The organism is Shinella sp. SUS2 (assembly GCF_001262505.1).
In the GTDB taxonomy this organism is placed as follows: Bacteria; Pseudomonadota; Alphaproteobacteria; order Rhizobiales; family Rhizobiaceae; genus Shinella.
Genome location: NZ_KQ410724.1, coordinates 228972 through 245954, shown reverse-complemented (window position 1 = coordinate 245954; position 16983 = coordinate 228972). Strand labels below are relative to the sequence as shown.

At 62.8% G+C, this 16983-nt stretch carries 18 protein-coding genes; 14 read left to right on the top strand and 4 right to left on the bottom strand.

Annotated features, from left to right (window positions below; translation table 11 throughout):
- A complete protein-coding gene (locus tag AKG11_RS03855) occupies positions 1-1092 on the bottom strand; it encodes a COX15/CtaA family protein (protein ID WP_050743009.1) in 1092 nt (363 codons plus the stop codon).
- 203 nt (positions 1093-1295) lie between these two features.
- Between AKG11_RS03855 and AKG11_RS03850 the strand changes: the two genes are divergently transcribed.
- On the top strand, positions 1296-1514 hold the full coding sequence (locus AKG11_RS03850; RefSeq protein WP_023513723.1) for a DUF2842 domain-containing protein: 219 nt from the start codon (positions 1296-1298) through the stop codon (positions 1512-1514).
- Between the two features lies 1 nt (position 1515).
- On the opposite strand, the gene AKG11_RS03845 is transcribed toward AKG11_RS03850, so the two are convergent.
- On the bottom strand, positions 1516-1959 hold the full coding sequence (locus AKG11_RS03845; RefSeq protein ID WP_050743008.1) for an NUDIX hydrolase: 444 nt from the start codon (positions 1957-1959) through the stop codon (positions 1516-1518).
- A gap of 177 nt (positions 1960-2136) precedes the next feature.
- On the opposite strand from AKG11_RS03845, the gene AKG11_RS03840 reads away from it, so the two are divergent.
- Complete coding sequence (locus tag AKG11_RS03840) at positions 2137-3390, top strand: GNAT family N-acetyltransferase (protein WP_050743160.1); 1254 nt, start codon at positions 2137-2139, stop codon at positions 3388-3390.
- Positions 3391-3396: 6 nt separating this feature from the next.
- Here the strand turns inward: AKG11_RS03840 and AKG11_RS03835 are convergent, their stop codons facing one another.
- Complete coding sequence (locus AKG11_RS03835; RefSeq protein ID WP_050743007.1) at positions 3397-5670, bottom strand: Wzz/FepE/Etk N-terminal domain-containing protein; 2274 nt, start codon at positions 5668-5670, stop codon at positions 3397-3399.
- 241 nt (positions 5671-5911) lie between these two features.
- On the opposite strand from AKG11_RS03835, the gene AKG11_RS03830 reads away from it, so the two are divergent.
- From AKG11_RS03830 to AKG11_RS03810, 5 genes are all read left to right on the top strand, one after another.
- Positions 5912-6460 (top strand): polysaccharide biosynthesis/export family protein, encoded by a 549-nt coding sequence (locus AKG11_RS03830; protein ID WP_371260038.1) that lies wholly within the window; start codon positions 5912-5914, stop codon positions 6458-6460.
- 5 nt (positions 6461-6465) lie between these two features.
- The gene (locus AKG11_RS03825; RefSeq protein WP_050743006.1) at positions 6466-7632 is read left to right on the top strand and encodes a glycosyltransferase family 4 protein; all 1167 of its coding nucleotides are present in this window, start codon (positions 6466-6468) and stop codon (positions 7630-7632) included.
- Positions 7633-7711: 79 nt separating this feature from the next.
- Positions 7712-9271 carry an undecaprenyl-phosphate glucose phosphotransferase gene (locus AKG11_RS03820; protein WP_050743005.1) on the top strand — a complete coding sequence of 520 codons (1560 nt, stop codon included), beginning with the start codon at positions 7712-7714 and terminating at the stop codon, positions 9269-9271.
- Entirely contained in the window at positions 9268-10503 is a 1236-nt protein-coding gene (locus AKG11_RS03815; protein ID WP_050743004.1) for an O-antigen ligase family protein, read from the top strand. Before AKG11_RS03820 ends, AKG11_RS03815 begins: the two co-directional genes overlap by 4 nt.
- A 7-nt stretch (positions 10504-10510) precedes the next feature.
- Positions 10511-11671, top strand: a complete 1161-nt coding sequence (locus AKG11_RS03810; RefSeq protein WP_050743003.1) for a glycosyltransferase family 4 protein — start codon at positions 10511-10513, stop codon at positions 11669-11671.
- Positions 11672-11740: 69 nt separating this feature from the next.
- Here AKG11_RS03810 and AKG11_RS03805 read toward each other — a convergent pair whose 3' ends face one another.
- A complete protein-coding gene (locus AKG11_RS03805; RefSeq protein ID WP_050743002.1) occupies positions 11741-11992 on the bottom strand; it encodes a GlsB/YeaQ/YmgE family stress response membrane protein in 252 nt (83 codons plus the stop codon).
- Between the two features lie 337 nt (positions 11993-12329).
- On the opposite strand from AKG11_RS03805, the gene AKG11_RS03800 reads away from it, so the two are divergent.
- The 7 genes from AKG11_RS03800 to AKG11_RS03770 all read left to right on the top strand — a co-directional run bounded on the left by AKG11_RS03800 (position 12330) and on the right by AKG11_RS03770 (position 16958).
- Positions 12330-13682 carry a site-specific integrase gene (locus tag AKG11_RS03800; RefSeq protein WP_050743001.1) on the top strand — a complete coding sequence of 451 codons (1353 nt, stop codon included), beginning with the start codon at positions 12330-12332 and terminating at the stop codon, positions 13680-13682.
- Positions 13682-14392: a hypothetical protein gene (locus AKG11_RS03795; RefSeq protein ID WP_050743000.1), complete on the top strand. Its 711-nt coding sequence runs from the start codon at positions 13682-13684 to the stop codon at positions 14390-14392. Before AKG11_RS03800 ends, AKG11_RS03795 begins: the two co-directional genes overlap by 1 nt.
- Positions 14393-14492: 100 nt before the next feature.
- The gene (locus AKG11_RS03790) at positions 14493-14768 is read left to right on the top strand and encodes a helix-turn-helix domain-containing protein (RefSeq protein WP_082342325.1); all 276 of its coding nucleotides are present in this window, start codon (positions 14493-14495) and stop codon (positions 14766-14768) included.
- 41 nt (positions 14769-14809) lie between these two features.
- Entirely contained in the window at positions 14810-15700 is an 891-nt protein-coding gene (locus AKG11_RS03785; protein WP_050742998.1) for a DUF3102 domain-containing protein, read from the top strand.
- Complete coding sequence (locus tag AKG11_RS35085; RefSeq protein ID WP_050742997.1) at positions 15693-15959, top strand: hypothetical protein; 267 nt, start codon at positions 15693-15695, stop codon at positions 15957-15959. The genes AKG11_RS03785 and AKG11_RS35085 overlap by 8 nt, the downstream gene beginning before the upstream one ends.
- A complete protein-coding gene (locus tag AKG11_RS03775) occupies positions 15956-16735 on the top strand; it encodes a DUF1376 domain-containing protein (RefSeq protein WP_050742996.1) in 780 nt (259 codons plus the stop codon). The genes AKG11_RS35085 and AKG11_RS03775 overlap by 4 nt, the downstream gene beginning before the upstream one ends.
- Entirely contained in the window at positions 16725-16958 is a 234-nt protein-coding gene (locus AKG11_RS03770) for a hypothetical protein (RefSeq protein WP_050742995.1), read from the top strand. The genes AKG11_RS03775 and AKG11_RS03770 overlap by 11 nt, the downstream gene beginning before the upstream one ends.
- The last annotated feature ends 25 nt before the right edge of the window (positions 16959-16983 follow it).

Sequence of the window (16983 nt, the reverse complement as noted above, 5' to 3'; positions counted from 1 at the left end):
TCAGTCGTCCGCGATCTCCCGCGGATACTCACCGTAGAACCCGCGCCAATGGGCAATGGCGAAGCCGAGAACGACCAGCGCTCCGCCCTGGTGCGCCAGCGCCCAGCCGAGCGGCACCTGCCAGATCAGCGTCAGGATGCCGATCGTCGCCTGGAGACAGACGAGGCCGAACAGTACCAGCGCGCGGCGGGCATGCGTCGTTTCCGGCGCGGCGCGCAGCGAGGCGATCATGTGCATGACGACGAGGGCAAAGAGCACGTAGGCGCCGATGCGATGGACGAACTGTACCGTCTTGGGGTTCTCGAAGAGATTGATCCACCAGGGCTGCTGCACGAAGAGGCCGCCGGGCACGAGGGCGCCGTCCATCAGCGGCCAGGTGTTGTAGGTGAGGCCCGCGTCGAGGCCGGCGACGAGCGCACCAAGATAGATCTGGAAGATCGCCATGCAGGCGATGATGCCGGCCATGCGGCGAGAACGGTCCGTCGGCGCGGCATCGTCGCTGTGCGGCGAGAGCGCGCGCATCAACCATGCCGTCCAGGCGAAGATCAGACAGGCGATGGTGAGGTGTGTGGCGAGCCGGTACTGGCTGACCGAGACACGTTCGGCAAGGCCCGACGAGACCATCCACCAGCCGATGAAGCCCTGAAAACCGCCGAGCGCCAGGAGACCGACCAGCGGCCAGCGCAGCTTCTTCTCGATCCGGCCGGTCAGCCAGAAGAAGGCGAGCGGCACGGCGAAGACGAAGCCGATGGAACGGGCGATCAGCCGGTGGGCCCATTCCCACCAGAAGATCGTCTTGAACTCCTCGACGGTCATGTCCTTGTTGACCTGCTGGTACTGCGGAATGCGCTTGTAGAGGTCGAACTCCTCCTGCCACTCCACGTCGGTGAGCGGCGGCACGACACCGTGGATCGGCTTCCACTCGGTGATGGAGAGGCCCGATTCGGTGAGCCGCGTCGCGCCGCCGACAAGCACCAGCACGAACAGCGTGAACAGCACGAAACCGAGCCAGCGGCGTACCTGGCGGCGGTCGCGGTCGATCCTGTCCGTGTCACTGGGGCTGCGGTATGCGGTCGCGGTCGTGGCGCTCATCGTCTCGGCTCCTTTTCCGGAATGGCGGGCCGGCCGCCGTTCCGGTTCCTTTCTCGCGTCCTTCCGGGTGCAAAACCGCGCGCGCGGCTTCAGCGGGAAGGACTGTGGCGTTGATTTGCCTGACCGGCCCGTGCAAAACAAGGCCCGAACCTTTGCGGCATGCCGTCGCGCCATTTTGCCGCTACCCAATCGAAAGACTGCCTATGCCCCCTCGCCTCCGAAAACTGATCGGCACGATCCTGATCATCATCCTCGTGCTCGTCTATGCGCTGGTCGCGACCACCATTGCCGCCGCAACGCTAGGAGAAGCACCCTGGTATATCCACCTTCTCTACTTCACCGTGACCGGCCTTTTGTGGATCCTGCCGGCCATGCTGATCATCAAGTGGATGGAAAAGCCCGGCAAGCCGCGCGACGAATAGGTCATTTTTCAAGATGGGCAGCAAGGCCGGTGGGGTACAGTTCCACGCCGGCCGGCAGCGCTAGCGGATAGAACCAGCGCGCTGTCCAGATGGAGCGGTCATGCTCGACGAGCGTGATCTCGGGCCGCCGATAGAGGCTTTCGTTGAGCAGGTAGATGTTCGCGGCGAAAACGAACTCGTGGCCCTGCGCGCCTTCATGCCAGAAGATGTTCTCGAAGGTCGTCCATGGCCCATCTATGGCGATCTCGCAACCGAGCTCTTCGCGGAACTCACGGGCAAGCGCCTGCTCCCGTGTCTCGCCGAATTCGATGGAGCCGCCGGGCGGGCGCACACCCTTGACCGTGCAGTCGTCGCGCGTCACTTCCGCCGCCAGCAGCCGGCCGGCGTGCCAGGCAAGGCCCAGCACCTTCACGTGGATTTTCTGCGGCGGCCGCCAGGTCTGCATGGGCTCCTCCTGCCGGTGGGCGCTCCGCCCACTGTTCCCGTTATCGACTTGCTAACCGCTCCGGCCGATTTCACGGGGCATACCGGGCAGGGTCAGCGGATGTAAACCAATTGCGCAAGCCTAGCGCCTATGGTGTCGCTGCGGCAACCGAATGCACGAAAGCCAGGTATGGGAGCGATGCAACTCCATTTCCAGATCATGCCGTCCGAACGCGACCTTGCACACGGCAATCTGGCGCCGAGCGAGAGCGGCGGCCAAGCACGTTCACCGATGCCGCTGTCGATACGCCTGCACGAACAGATGGAACCGGTGGAGGCCTGCTGGCGGGCACTCGAAACGGAAAACGCGCTTTCGCTCCACCAGAGCTACGACTGGTGCCGTTCGTGGGTGGAAAGCCATGCCTGCAGGCTTCTGATTGTCGAGGGCTTTTCCGCCGGGTGCACGCATCTCCTGCTGCCTTTCGAAATCGTGCGCCGCGGGCCGATCCGCATCGCCCGCTTTCTCGCCGCCCCGTTCAGCAACATCAATACGGGCCTCTATTCGCAGGATTTCCGTACCCTTGCCGCCCCGCCCCGGCTTCGGCAGGCGCTTGAGACGGCGCGCAGCCAGCTTGCCCGGCACTGCGACATCCTCCTTCTGGAAAACATGCCGCTCGACTGGCGCGGCGAAGCCAGCCCCTTTTCCGATCTGCCCGCGGTGCTGAACCAGAACGCCGCCTTCCAGATCGAGCTCTTCGCCGATTTCGAACGCACGCTGGCGCAGGTCAATGCCCGTCGCCGCCGCAAGAAGTTCCGCGCCTCCGAACGCCGCCTGATGGCGCTTGGCGGCTACGAACACGTCATCGCCGAGGCCGGCGCGGAAAGCCGGGCATTGCTCGAAACCTTCTTCCAGCAGAAGGCCGCCCGTTTCGACGCCATGGGCCTGCCGGACGTCTTTCGCGACGAGAGCACACGGAATTTCTTCCGGCGACTGGTATCCGTACCCGAAGCGGACGGCAGCTACCCGCTGCAGCTCCACGCCGTGCGCCTCAGGGGCGAGAATGACGGCCGTATTGCTGCGATTGCCGGCCTGTCGCGCAAGGGCGACCATGTGATCTGCCAGTTCGGCTCGATCGACGACACGATCGCCGCGGATGCCAGCCCCGGCGAGTTCCTGTTCTACCTTGCGATCGGCAAACTGTGCGGTGAAGGCGTGCGCCTGTTCGACTTCGGCATCGGCGACCAGCCCTACAAGCGCTCCTGGTGCACGATCGAGACGCGGCAGCACGACGTGCTCTGGCCGACGACGCTGGCCGGTGCGACGGTCGCCGCGCTGCACCGGGCCAAGGCCGGCGCGAAACGCCGCATAAAACAGAGCCCGCAGGTCTATGCCTTCCTGCAGCGCCTGCGCTCCGGCAAGACGGCGCGTCCGCACGAGGACAGTGTGGACTGACCGCCTTTACGCCGCCCGGCGGCCCGGATAGCGCGGCGGCTCTGCTCCCTCTCCCGTCATCAGCATGACTTCGCTGTAGCCCGCCTCGCCGAAGGCATCGATCAGTTCGACGATCTCGTCCTCCTCAGCCCCCGGAAGCGAGAGGAGAACATCCGTCTCCTGGTCGCGCGTCAGGCGTCGCACGCCCTCCACGTCGGCCGGGCCGCATTCGACGATCACCGTGTCATAGGCGTCGGCGAACGAGGAAATGACCATCGCCAGCCGGTCGATGCCGCGCATGGCGCGCTTGATATTGGCATTGCCGCGCGGAATGATGTGCGCTCCGGACAACCGGTCGCCATGGATGATGTCACCGAAGACGGCATCGCCGACGAGGAGATCGGTGATGCCCGGCATGTGGGCGGATTCGGCCATCAGACGCGTCGGGCAGGCAGAACCGGTCAGGTCGATGACCAGCGTCTTGCGGTGCTCCTCGGCAATACGGCGCGCCAACATGACGGTGGCGGTCGAACCACGGTCGCCGGAGGGCGAGACGGAGATCGCGACGGAAATGTTGTTCTCGATCATATAGCGGGCGACGGCGGCAATCGAGAACTCGACTTCCTCTTCCTCAGGCTCAGGCTCAGGCTCGTCGAGCAGCAGATCGTCTTCGCTCTCATCGGCCAGCATCTCCTCCTCGTCCGGCTCGATATCGGCCAGCAGCGATTTCGTGGGGGCCTCGGCATCACGGACCGGAACATGGTCGAAGCGGGCAACCGGATCGCGGCGCACGACGGGCGTCTTCTGGACCACAGGCTCTTCCGCTGCAGCCTCCGGCTCGAGCGCATCCTCGACAACCTCTTCCTCGCGCCGCAGCGGCACCGCCGCGGCAGCACCGACCGGCTTCAGCGCGCGGCCGCTGAAAAGTTCGGCGAGGAGAATGGCGATCGCGCTCAGCATGAAGCCCGCAACGCCGCCGACGACGGTGATCGGCACGATCTTCGGGAAGGCCACCTCCGTCGGCTCGACAGCGGCCGAGATGATGCGGGCATCGGCCGGCGTGGAACCGCTGTCGGTGCGCGAGGTCGCCTCGCGGTAGCGGGCGAGATAGGTTTCGAGCAGCTGGCGCTGGGCGGTCGCCTCGCGCTCCAGCGCCTTGAGGCCGACTTCGTCCTCGCCGGCGCGCGCGCTGTTTGCCTTCACCGTGTTGAGCTGCTGCAGGAGCTGGGTTTCACGCAGCTGGGCGGTCTTGGCCTCGTTTTCGAGGCTCGACAGGATCTTCTGCGTTTCCGACTTGATCTGTCCGCGGATGCCGACGAGCTGCGAGCGCAGCCCCTTCAGACGCGGATGGCCTTCGAGCAGCGAGGTGGAAAGGTCGGAGATCTGCCCCTGGATCTGCGCTTCGCTTTCCTTCAGGCGCTGGATCATCTGCGAGCCGACGACATCGCTCAGCGTGTCGGGTGCGCCGCCGGTCTTGAGCACGGCGCGTACGCTTTCGGCCCGTGCCTCCGCATTGGCGCGCTCGCCGCGCACGCGGGCAAGTTCCGTCGAGATGTCGGTGAGCTGGCGCGCGGCGAAGTTGGAGTTCTCGCCGGTCGGCAGGAGATCGGACTGCGAGCGATACTCGGCAACCTTCTGCTCGGCCTCGCGCACCTTCTCGCGCAGGTTGGCGATTTCCGGCTCCAGCCAGCGCGTCGCCTCGGAATTGGTGTCGAGTTTCGCCCCGCTCTGCAGCGAGAGGTAAACCTTTGCCATCTCGTTGGGGATTTCAGCGGCCAGGCGCGGGTCTTTCGAGGAGAACTCGATGCCGATGACGCGCGAGCGCTCCACCTGATAGACGGCGAGCTTGTCGGTGAATTCCTTCAACACGCGCTCTTCCGGTTCGATGTCGAGCGGGCTTTTCTTCAAGCCCGAAAGAACGAGCAGGTCGGAAATGGCAGAGGGTTTTGCCGCCGGGTCGAACTCTTCCAGTTCATAGAGCTTCATGTTGCGCGCGACCTGCTTGATGAGGTCGGCGGATCTGAGGAGCTGGACCTGGCTGGCGATGCCGAGTTCGTCGAGCGCCGGCTGCGGATCGCGGCCCTGCGTGCGGTCGGAGCCGGTCGTGAAGGCCGGTTCGCGCGTTTCGATGAGAAGGCGTGCCTCGCTCTTGTAGCGAGGCGTGACCAGGCTGGCGCCGGCAAAGGCAATGCCGGCGCAGGCGACCGTGGCCAGCAGCACACGCATGCGGTTGCGCCAGATCGCGCCGAAAAGGCCGCCAAGATCGATATCGACATCCTGCTGGCTGTTTGCGCCCGACATATCCCAACTCCAAACACCACGATTTCCGCGCAAGGTAAACAAACATGGTAACGCAAGGGTTAATTATCGGCGGTTGTCTTGCCCTTCCCTCTCACCACCCTTGCGAAAAAAATCCGCGTCCTCCTGCCCATCCTTGCTGCGCCTTTACCAGCCATTAACCCTAACGGATCGATAACGGGCTCCAGACTTCTGATTCCGGGATTGGGTAAAGCGAATGACATTCGCAACGATCAACAAGGGCATGCTGCTTGCGCTGGCGCTCATCGTGCCGGCCGTCGCCGGCTGCAGCGGCTACCGCCCCGCCCCAAAGGCATTCCACGAGGCAACCATTCAGCCCTACCGCCTCGACAGCGGCGACAGGCTGCGCATCACCGTCTTCGAGCAGGCGGGCCTCAGCAACACCTATTCGATCGATCAGGCCGGTTATGTCGCCTTCCCGCTCATCGGCGCAGTGCCGGCACGCGGCCAGACGATCCAGGAACTGGAACGCGTCATCGCCACGAAGCTCAAGCAGGGATATCTGCGCGACCCGGACGTCTCCATCGAGGTCGACCGCTACCGCTCGATCTATGTCATGGGTGAAGTCGGCCAGGCCGGGCAGTACAGCTATGTCGCCGGCATGACGATCCAGAACGCCATTGCCGTGGCCGGCGGCTTCTCTCCGCGCGCCAACCAGGGCGATGTCGACGTTACCCGTAAGATCAACGGCAAGATTCTCACAGGCCGTGTGTCCATCTCCGATCCGGTGCTGGCCGGCGACACCATCTATGTCCGCGAACGGCTGTTCTAAGCACAATGGCGGACGATGGGCCCCTGCGCATCATTCACTGCTTTCGCTCCCCTATCGGCGGGATCTTTCGCCATGTGCGCGATCTCGCCGAGTTCCACGCGAAGGCAGGCCATGACGTCGGAATCGTCTGCGACAGTCTCACCGGCAGCTCCTACGAGGACGGCCTCTTCGATGAAATCCGCCCCTATCTCTCGCTCGGCCTCACACGCCTGCCGATCAGCCGGTCGATCAGCCCGCGCGACATCGGCGCGTTCTGGAGCAGCTATCACGAAATAAAAAGTTTGCAGCCGGATGTCCTGCACGGGCACGGCGCCAAGGGTGGCGCCATTGCCCGGCTCATCGGCTCAGCCCTGCGGGTCAACAGGTATCGCGTAGCCCGCCTCTATTCGCCGCATGGCGGCAGTCTGCACTACAATCGCCGCACGGCTACCGGCATGGCGATTCTCACCGCCGAGCGCCTCCTGGAAAGGCTCGGCGATGCGCTCGTCTTTGTCTGCGACTACGAGCGGGATGCCTATGCCGCCCGTGTGGGCCGACCGCGCGTCAGGGCGGAGCGCATCTACAACGGCATCCACGACCGCGACTTCGAGCCCGTCTATTCCCGGGAGGACGCCGTCGACTTCCTCTATATCGGCATGCTGCGCGACCTGAAGGGCCCCGATGTCTTCGTCGAGGCCTTCGCCCGCACGGAGCGCCGGATCGGCCGTCCGCTTTCCGCCCTGATGATCGGCGACGGACCGGACAAGGCGAAATACGAGGACATGATGCTGCGCATGGGCCTCGGCCGGCGCATCGGCATGCTGCCGGCCATGAAGGCGCATGACGCCTTCGCGCTCACGCGCAACGTCATCGTGCCTTCACGCGCCGAGGCCATGCCCTATATCGTGCTGGAAGCGCTCGCCGCACGAAAGCCGGTCATCGCCACCCGCGTTGGCGGCATTCCTGAAGTGCTCGGTCGCGACAGCATCGCCCTCACGGAACCGGGCGATCCAGACGGCCTCGCCGCCCTGATGGCCCGGGCCATCACCGATGCGGACTGGCCGCGCAGAGTGATGCCCGAACCGACAGGGTTCAAAGCGGCCTTCTCCGCCTCCGCCATGTCCGGCGCCCTGCTCGACCTCTATCGTGACATCCTCACCCGGCAGACCAGCGGAAATCGGCACAGCACCTGACGCTGCGGCAACCGCAACGTAAACGTTTCTTAGGGGCTTCGTGCTATTTCCGGGACAGAGCTCCCTGCAGGTGCGTGCCATGAACCATATCGACAAACCCGTCTCCTTCGATCCGGAAGCGCTGAGGCGCAAGGTATCCGAAATATCGGTCGCCGCACCCGGCGAGAACCAGGATGCCAACAGCCCCGTCGAGCTCAACCCGCTCGCCCGGAAGATCGCCGCGCAGTTCCGCGTCGATACCTATTCGCCGAGCATGATCACCGGCCTCCTGCGCCTTTTCGAATTCGGTGCGCTGCTGGCGCTCGGCTATGGCATTCATGTGCTCTATGTCAGCGGGATGAGCCTGTCCGTCTTCTACCTTTTCGTTCTCGGCGGCGGCGCGGCGATCGGCGTCCTGATGCTCCAGCTGGCCGATGCCTATCAAGTTCCGGCACTGCGCTCGCCCTGGCGCATGACGCCGCGCATCCTCGCCGCCTGGGCGCTCGCCTTCGGCGCGATGGCGCTCATCGTCTTCTTCTTCAAGTCGGGTGAGGAATATTCCCGCGTCTGGTTCGCCTCCTGGTTCGTAGCAGGTGCCGTCTACCTCGTCATCGAGCGGCAGATGATCGCCTATTCGATCCGCCGCTGGGCCCGCAACGGCACGATGGAGCGCCGCGCCGTCATCGTCGGCGGCGGCGAACCGGCCAAGGAGCTCATCCGTACGCTCGAACACCAGCCGGAGAACGACATCCGCATCTGCGGCATCTTCGACGACCGCGACGAGCGCCGCTCGCCGGCGATCATCGCCGGCTATCCGAAACTCGGCAATGTCGCCGAACTCGTCGAATTCGCCCGGCTTGCGCGGATCGACATGCTGATCATCTCGCTGCCGCTTTCGGCCGAGGCGCGCATCCTCTCGCTTCTCAAGAAACTCTGGGTTCTGCCGGTCGACATTCGCCTCGCCGCCCATTCCAAGGGCCTGCGCTTCCGCCCGCGCAGCTACTCCCAGATCGGCAGCCTGCCGATGCTCGACATCTTCGACAAGCCGATCGCCGACTGGGACAATGTCGCCAAGCGAATCTTCGACGTCTTCTTCAGCGTGGTCGCACTGCTTCTGCTTTGGCCGGTGATGCTCGGCGCAGCCATCGCCGTCAAGCTGTCCTCGCCCGGCCCGATCATCTTCAAGCAGAAGCGGCACGGCTTCAACAACGAGGTCATCGAGGTCTACAAGTTCCGCTCGATGTACACGCACCTTGCCGACCCGACGGCAAAGGCCGCCGTGACGAAGGGCGACCCGCGCGTCACCCGCGTCGGACGGTTCCTGCGCAAATCCTCGATCGATGAGCTGCCGCAGTTCTTCAACGTCCTCAAGGGCGACCTGTCGCTGGTCGGCCCGCGGCCGCATGCCATCCAGGCGCAGTCGAACGACCGCAAATATGTCGATGTTGTCGAAAGCTATTTCGCCCGTCACCGCGTCAAGCCCGGCGTCACCGGCTGGGCGCAGATCAACGGCTGGCGCGGCGAGATCGACCATGACGACAAGATCCGCTTCCGCACCGAATTCGACCTCTATTACATCGAGAACTGGTCGCTCTGGCTGGACCTGAAGATCCTGTTCATGACCCCCTTCCGTCTGCTCAACACGGAAAACGCCTATTGAGCGACGCGGTCCTCCCCTACGCTCCACCGTTCCAGCCGCAGCGTGCAGCCCTTGGCATCATCGGCTCGCTGCTGGTGGTGTTCGGGGTGTTCCTCTCCGGCTTCGTCATCAGCGAGCCGGCCCCCTATGAGCTCTTCATGGCCGGGCTGATCACCCTCTGGGCGATCGTCGGGCTGCGCATCTCACGGGCCATCACGCCGCTGCTCGTGCTGCTCGTCCTGTTCAACATCGGCGGCATGCTGTCGCTGACGATGGTCGACGATCTCTCGGTCGGTCCGCTCTACATCGCCGTCTCGCTGTTCCTGGCACTTTCCAGCGTATTCTTCGCCGCCATCATCGAGGCGAAGCCGGCGCGGCTTGAGCTGATCTTCCGCGCCTGGGTGGCCAGCGCGCTCATCACCGCCTCGCTCGGCATTCTCGGCTACTTCCACGCCTTTCCCGGCTCCGAGGCCTTCACCCTCTACGACCGCGCCAAGGGCGCCTTCCAAGATCCGAACGTCTTCGGCCCATTCCTTGTCGGTCCCTCGCTCTACCTGCTCTACGGCCTGCTTTCCGGGCGCATCCTCGGCGCGCCGCTGAAGGTTGTCGGCGTGCTGATCCTGGCGCTCGGCATCTTCCTCTCTTTCTCGCGCGCGGCCTGGGGGCTCTATCTCCTTTGCGTCGGGGCACTCGTCTTCGTCATGCTGCTGAAGGAGCGCACCGGCGCCTTCCGGCTGAAGATCCTGATCCTCAGCCTTTCGGCAGCCGGCCTGATGGTCATGGCGCTCGTCGTCGCGCTGCAATTCGACAAGGTCGCGAACCTCTTTTCCAGCCGCACCCAGCTCGTGCAGGAATATGACGGCGGCCATCTCGGACGCTTCGAGCGCCACCGCATCGGCTTCCTCATGGCGATGGAAAAACCGCTCGGCATCGGCCCGATGGAATTCAGCAAGATGTTTCCCGAGGACGAGCACAATATCTGGCTGAAATCGCTGACCACCTACGGCTGGCTCGGCTTCGTCTCCTACCTCACCCTGATCGTCTGGACGCTCGCCGCCGGCTTCAAGGCGCTCCTGCGCGACCGGCCCTGGCAACCCTTCCTGATGATCTCCTACATCACCATCGTCGGCCACACCGCGATCGGCTTCGTCATCGACACGGATCACTGGCGGCATTTCTATCTGCTGCTCGGGGTCGTCTGGGGATGCCTTGCCCTCGAGAAGCGCCACAACAGGCAGATCGCCCCGGACTGACCGCACCATGAGCAGAAAACAGGACAGGGTTCCACGGCAGATGCGCCTCCTGCAGGTGCTGGAGACCGGCGGCGGCGGATCCGGCCGGCATTTCATCGACCTGTGCCGCGGCCTGACGGCCCATGGACATGCCGTGCATGCCGTCTATTCGCCATTGCGGGCGGAAACGCGTTTCGTCGAGGAACTGCAGGCGCTGGGCCTTGCCGGGCTGCACACCGTCGCCATGACGCGCGCCCCCGGTCCATCGGACCTCCGTGCCTGGCGGGCAATCCGCGCCGTCATGCGCAGCGCCGGCCCCTTCGACGTCATCCATGCCCATAGCTCGAAGGCGGGTGCGCTGGCGCGCCTGCGCCTGCCCGGCCGTCATGTCCCGCGGGTTTATACGCCGCACGCCTTCTACACGATGGATCCCGGCCTCGGCGCGCTCGGCCGCAAGGTCTACGGCTCGATCGAGAAGCTGCTCGCCCGCACCCTCACCGACCGGGTCATCTGCGTTTCCGCAGATGAATATGCCCATGCCCGCGCACTCGGCATGCCGCGCAAAAAGCTGTCGATCGTCGTCAACGGCGTCGAAACGCCGCCCGCCGATTCCCGCGCCACCGTCCGGCAGGCCCTCGGCATCCCCATGGATGCGCTGCTCTTCGGCTTCGTCGGCCGCCTCTGCCACCAGAAGGCGCCCGAGCGGCTGGTGGCGGCCTTCGTGCGCGTTGCCGAACGCGTGCCGCACGCCCATCTCCTGATGATCGGCACAGGCGATATGGAAGCGGAGGTGCGCCGGCAGGTCGCGACAAGCGGCCAAGGCACACGCATCCACCTCACCACGGGCTTTACCGGCGTCGAGGCGATGGCGGCCATCGACGTGCTGACCATGCCGAGCCGCTACGAGGCCATGTCCTATGTGATGCTGGAGGGCGCAGCTGCCGGCAAGCCGTTGATTCTCACCGATGTTGGCGGCGTCTCCACGGTGCTGAAGGACGGCGAGAACGGTATTCTCCTGAAAAACGCCGATGATCCAGAGGCCCTCGCCGATGCCATGTTGCGCCTCAGCGAGCCCGGCCACCTCGCCCGCCACACCGCCGCCGCCCTCACCCGCGCCCGCAGCCCTGAATACCGCCTCGACCGCATGGTCTGCGAAACGGAAGCCATCTATCGCAGCCTGATCGCATGAAACGAAAAACCGCCGTCCCTTCGGAGCGGCGGTTCCTGACGATCGAACACGTCTTCCTGGCGCGGCATCTTACCGCCTGATCGCCCGTGCCAGCGCAATGAGAATACAGGCGCCGATGAAGCCCGCGATCAGATAGCCGATCCAGCCGCCGAGCGAGACGCCGATCAGGCCGAGCAAAAGGTTCGCAACCATCGCGCCGACGATGCCGAGCACGATGTTCATCAGCACGCCCATATTGCTTTTCATGAACATTTCGGCGAGCCATCCCGCAATACCGCCGATGATGATAGCCGCAATCCAGCCGACACCTGCATCTTCCATTTCCGTCTCCTCACGCTGCCGATATCACCGGCAAACGAGGCCGGCCGTCGAGAACGCGGGGGAACGCGCAAGGTTCCGTACGGAACCGCGTAAAGTGTAGAGGAGGAAGGAAAAATGGTCGGAATGGCGGGATTCGAACCCACGACCCCTTGACCCCCAGAAAGAGAATTTAGGGCTTTTCGTCTAACCTCGTCGCCTATCATCTCTACCAACATATTGATTTATAAAGTTTCGTTGCATATCTTCATATCGGCAACGCGCATCGTCTATTCGTTTTGCTGCTTATTATCTGCTTATTTTTCTGCGCGCTTGAATTTTCGTCAAGGAGGCCTGGGGTTTGAACAAGAAGCTGACAAAGAAGATTGTGGAGAACCTGCTCCCGGCCGAGAAGGCATACTTCGAGTGGGATGGCGGGGACGGTGCCGTGAAGGGATTTGGCATCGCGGTAAACCCATCCGGCAAAAAAACATTCGTCGCACAATTCCGCATCGGCCGTGGGATAGGTGCCAAGTCGAAGCGCGTGACAATCGGGGTATTCGGTGCATGGACCGTCGAGCAAGCCCGTGATCGCGCCAAGGAACTCATTGTCGAGGGTGAAAGCGGCATCGATCGCGCTGCCAACGAAAAGGCGGCGCGCGAAGCTGCTGTTAAGGCAAAGGCTGCCGAGGAGCGAGCGCGCAAAGAGGCGCGCGATCTACGCTTTGAGCGGCTGGCTGCGCGCTTTATGCGGGAGCATGTCCGGCTCAAGCGGAAGCGGAACACCTATGAATTCTACCGGCATGTGATTGTCTCGCATCTTATGCCGGCATTCCGCCGCCGTGACGTGCGCGAGATCACCAAGCAGGATGTCGCAAAGCTGCATCGGTCGCTTGCCGACAAGCCGGCCATGGCGAACCGCACGGTGACGACATTCTCGGCTATATGGGGATGGGCCGAAGGTGTTGACTTGATCCCTGATGGCACACGGAAGCCCACCTACAAGCTCGAAAAGTACAAGGAGCATGCTAAGGATCGCTTTTTGTCGGTTGAGGAGCTTCAACGGCTAGGCGCTGCGATCAGGGAAGCCGAGGCAATCGGGATCGCATGGGAACCGAACCCCTCTGGAAAGACAAAGCACGCCCCGAAGGCCGAGAACCGTCTAATCAAGATCGATCCGGGCGCTGCCGCCGCCCTGCGGCTCCTCATTTTCACCGGCGCAAGGCTGCGAGAAATTCTCAACCTCGAATGGGCATTCATCGATCTGGATCGCGGCCTGGCTCGTTTGCGCGACAGCAAAGTAGGGCCGAGGACCATCGTCTTGAGCGCGCCCGCGCGAGCTGTCCTTGCCGGAATGGAGCGTCTTGGACCATTTGTCTTTCCCGGCGAAAGCCGTGACGGTCAGCCTCAACCGCGCACTGACCTAAAACGCCCATGGCGCTTGGTAACTAAGGTCGCCGGCCTCGAAGGCGTGCGCATCCACGATCTGAGGCATTCGTTCGCGTCGGTCGGAGCTGGCGACGGCCACGGCCTTGTCGTGATTGGGAAGCTTCTCGGTCACACCCAGGCGAGCACGACGGAGCGTTATGCTCACCTCGACAATGATCCACTTCGCAAAGTTTCTGATGCAATTGCGACCCGCATTGCTTCGGCTATGGGGGAAGCGCCCGCAGAGACCAGGGCCGATATCATCCCGTTCAAGGGAGCGCGCTGATGCCTAGAAAGGAAAGGGAAGCCCGCCCAACGAGGGGTGAGCAGCTACCAGACCCACGAAGCTTTTCGGCGAACCTCCCTGATGAGGGAGCGCCATTCGGAGCCTTCGCCATTGATGCTGTCCTTTCGGAGATGGACAAACGCGGATGGGTTGACAGGTCGAGACCGGCAGTCGTCTTCGGCGGCTTGAAAGCCCTTCGGGCAGAGCTACTTGACGCGGCCATAGATGCGTTCGCTTATGCGTCGTCAGTCTATGCCAATAAAGCCGACCGCTCATTTCGCGAGAGAAAAATACGGGCAGCACGAGCTTTACAGGATGCTCTCGGGCAATTCTTGGCCGAAAACCGAGAAGACGCTCGGCTGATCGAGAACGTCCGATCGACCCACCCTGAATTGGTGGAAGGGCTGGACTTCTCGGCTCTTCGGGACGCGGAGACGCTTTTCAAGTCTCTCGATAGCTATGTTGATGGCATTGAAACAAGGAACAGCTCGTCCGTGGGCGATACAGGCGACCATCTCAAGGCCGGCTTTGTGCGAACTATGCGCAACGCCTTTTCTTCAATCACAGGTTCCACTGAATTGCAGCGCGGGCAAAAGGAAGCGCTCATCTCCCTTGCAGTCGCCACATGGTGTGACGCAAAGCTTCCTGGGCATGACGCTGCGCGGAGCTTGCTCGAAAGCCGCATTCGGAAGTGGTTCCTTGAGAAATAGGAAGATTGCCCTCCCTCTCCATGGGGGCAACTTGGTATAGATAGAGCAAAGGCGACGGCCTAACTTTTCTATCGACAATCAGCGTCGATAGGAGAATGAAATGGATAGCCCTTCCGAAGTAGTGGGTCGTCGATATGCCGGAAAATCTAAGAAGGTAACTCTTCCTCACGAGGAACTCGAAAAACTTTCGATTATGACGACGGCGGAGGCGGCTGCTTATCTTCGCTTGTCGTATGGTCGGCTTGCGGTTCTTCGTTCGATCGGAGGTGGGCCGGTCTTCATTGCACAGAGCAGCCGCAAGTGCCTCTATCGGAAAGCCGACCTCGATCGCTGGCTTGACGACCGCGCCCGCGTCAACAATGCGAGTGTCGGCTAATGGCAAGGATCAGCAACACTGCGGCTGCGGAGCAGCCTGACTTGTTCTCCTATGCAGCTCTCAGCCGCGAGGATGAGGCCGCAGCCCGCGAAGATGCCGCGCTGATCAAGGCTCATATGAAGACCGCTGCGGAGAGCATCATCGCAGTCGGCCTGGCACTCAAGCGCCAGAAGGAGCGTCTTCCCCACGGCATGTTCCTGCCTTGGATCGAGGCGGAATTCGAGATGAGCCACAAAACCGCGACCAGCCTCATGAACGTGGCTGATCGCTTCCAAGGCAAAGTTGAAACCGTTTCAGGTTTGACCGTCACCGCCCTCTACGAACTCGCCGCCCCGTCCACCCCGCAGCCGATCCGTGATCAGGTTGAAGCTCTTCTCGTTGATGGGCAGAAGGTGACGGTCGCCGATATCCGCCGGATGAAGGCCGAGACCAAGGCGGCGCAAAACGGCCGTGAGCTTGCCGCCCTCGATGCCGAGGCGGCCGAGAAGAAGGCAGCCGAACTTGAGGCATCGCAGAGCGAGGAGGCCGCAAAGATCGCCAAGCGCGTCGGAGCCGGATTTGAAGACGAGCTTCGCAGGCTGCGCAGGGAAAACGAGGAGCTGCGGCGTGCTGCGTCGGCTCGACCGGCGCCGACCACCGCAGCCTCGAACGTAGTCGCGCTCCATAAACCTCTGACGGACAAAGAGAAAGACGAGATCGATCGCACCCATGACGATTGGGAGGGGGCCGATTTCGACCAGACCGCCAGCATGGACAGCCATGTCAGGGCTTTCCTTGGCGGCCTGGATACGCTCGGGACCACGAAGGCATCCGCAGCGGATATCATCAAGTATCTCTCCAAGTCGTCGAAGGCGGCGAAGCAGATGACCGAAGAGGCCATGGCGAAGGCTTTTCCCATCATCCAGACGGTGAAGGAAAAGGTCTATGGTTAAGTTCGATTGGAGCAAGGACCGCGATCGGCGCCGGCTGCGCGAGCAGGGCGCCGATCCCCTGAATGGCGATATTATCTTGCCCGCCCGGCCGAAGCAGCGGCCGGGCAAAGCCGCCCTCCGCGCAGAGCTGGCGGCAGCCACTCAGAAGATCACTCGGCGGATCAAATGCCCCTGCGGCCATTCTGGCGTGGCGACGATCCCGGCCGCCTGGGCAGGCCGGGCCCTGCGCTGCTCGGCTTGCGGGAGGGCTGCGGAATGACGGGTGAAGTTTCGTGGTTCAAATTCCACAGCCGCGATTGGCTTGCCAAAACGGGCGGCTTGGCACCGTCTGACAAGGGCATTTTGACTGATCTTCTGGCCATTATGCACGAACGCGGCGAGCCGGTTCCCTTCAACGAGAAAATCCTCTCCGCTCGGTGCCGCGCGACGCCGAAGACCTTCAAAAAGGCGGTCGAAACGCTCATCGAGGCGGGGCTGATCCACCTCGAAGAAGGCATGATTTGGTCGGGCACGATGCAGGACCAGATTGAGTTTGAGAGGAAAAATTCTCTGAGCCGGAAAACTGCTGCTGAAAAACGGTGGAAGAAAATCAAGCAAAATCAATCATCCGTCGATACGGATGCAATGCTATTAGAGAGTGAGATTACAGATATAGAGGGGAAGCCCCACCAGGGGGCTTCCCCGTCTACTACTCAATCTACGTCGTCTTCTACTCAGCCGGATCATAAACAGGATACGCGCCCCGCCGCGCCTGAGAGCGCGTCGGACGCGTCCGACGATTACTATGACGAGATGGACTGGCCGACAGATCACGTTGAGTTCTTGTATGACGATGACCCGGCAGAGTTCCTTGATGAAGGAGACCCTGATCGGCCAATCCGGGCAACGGAGGAAGCCTGGCGCACGCTCTTGATTTGGATTGACAAAAAATACGGTCCCGACGCGCTGACGAAGGCGCTGGGGGCGAGGCGCACCGGGACGCTGACAATCGCGACCATCAAAAGCTTTGGGAGGCGTGCTGCCGATGTCGCCTGATCTTGATCTTTTCGAATGGGCGGCCTCCCGCCCCACGGCCACGGTGATCGACGCGAGCCATCTTTTCCTGCGCCGCGAAGTCGCATTCTACCGCCTATTGATCATCGGCTACCAGCCGCCGACCAGCGGAGGAGCCGCCCCGATCGACTTTGCGGCTTATCGCCAGGCCCGAGCCGAGCGTGCCGCGAACGAGTGCGACAACGAACAGAGGGCCGCCCAATGACGCCGCTCGACACCAGCGATTTTCC

Excerpts from the sequence above, each read along its gene's own strand:
- AKG11_RS03840 (WP_050743160.1), top strand. The coding sequence starts at position 2,137 with ATGCAACTCCATTTCCAGATCATGCCGTCCGAACGCGACCTTGCACAC.
- AKG11_RS03795 (WP_050743000.1), top strand. The coding sequence starts at position 13,682 with ATGCCTAGAAAGGAAAGGGAAGCCCGCCCAACGAGGGGTGAGCAGCTA.
- AKG11_RS03805 (WP_050743002.1), bottom strand. The coding sequence starts at position 11,992 with ATGGAAGATGCAGGTGTCGGCTGGATTGCGGCTATCATCATCGGCGGT.
- AKG11_RS03810 (WP_050743003.1), top strand. The coding sequence starts at position 10,511 with ATGAGCAGAAAACAGGACAGGGTTCCACGGCAGATGCGCCTCCTGCAG.
- AKG11_RS03855 (WP_050743009.1), bottom strand. The coding sequence starts at position 1,092 with ATGAGCGCCACGACCGCGACCGCATACCGCAGCCCCAGTGACACGGAC.
- AKG11_RS03850 (WP_023513723.1), top strand. The coding sequence starts at position 1,296 with ATGCCCCCTCGCCTCCGAAAACTGATCGGCACGATCCTGATCATCATC.
- AKG11_RS03830 (WP_371260038.1), top strand. The coding sequence starts at position 5,912 with ATGCTGCTTGCGCTGGCGCTCATCGTGCCGGCCGTCGCCGGCTGCAGC.
- AKG11_RS03835 (WP_050743007.1), bottom strand. The coding sequence starts at position 5,670 with ATGTCGGGCGCAAACAGCCAGCAGGATGTCGATATCGATCTTGGCGGC.
- AKG11_RS03820 (WP_050743005.1), top strand. The coding sequence starts at position 7,712 with ATGAACCATATCGACAAACCCGTCTCCTTCGATCCGGAAGCGCTGAGG.
- AKG11_RS03845 (WP_050743008.1), bottom strand. The coding sequence starts at position 1,959 with ATGCAGACCTGGCGGCCGCCGCAGAAAATCCACGTGAAGGTGCTGGGC.
- AKG11_RS03775 (WP_050742996.1), top strand. The coding sequence starts at position 15,956 with ATGACGGGTGAAGTTTCGTGGTTCAAATTCCACAGCCGCGATTGGCTT.
- AKG11_RS03790 (WP_082342325.1), top strand. The coding sequence starts at position 14,493 with ATGGATAGCCCTTCCGAAGTAGTGGGTCGTCGATATGCCGGAAAATCT.
- AKG11_RS35085 (WP_050742997.1), top strand. The coding sequence starts at position 15,693 with ATGGTTAAGTTCGATTGGAGCAAGGACCGCGATCGGCGCCGGCTGCGC.
- AKG11_RS03825 (WP_050743006.1), top strand. The coding sequence starts at position 6,466 with ATGGCGGACGATGGGCCCCTGCGCATCATTCACTGCTTTCGCTCCCCT.
- AKG11_RS03770 (WP_050742995.1), top strand. The coding sequence starts at position 16,725 with ATGTCGCCTGATCTTGATCTTTTCGAATGGGCGGCCTCCCGCCCCACG.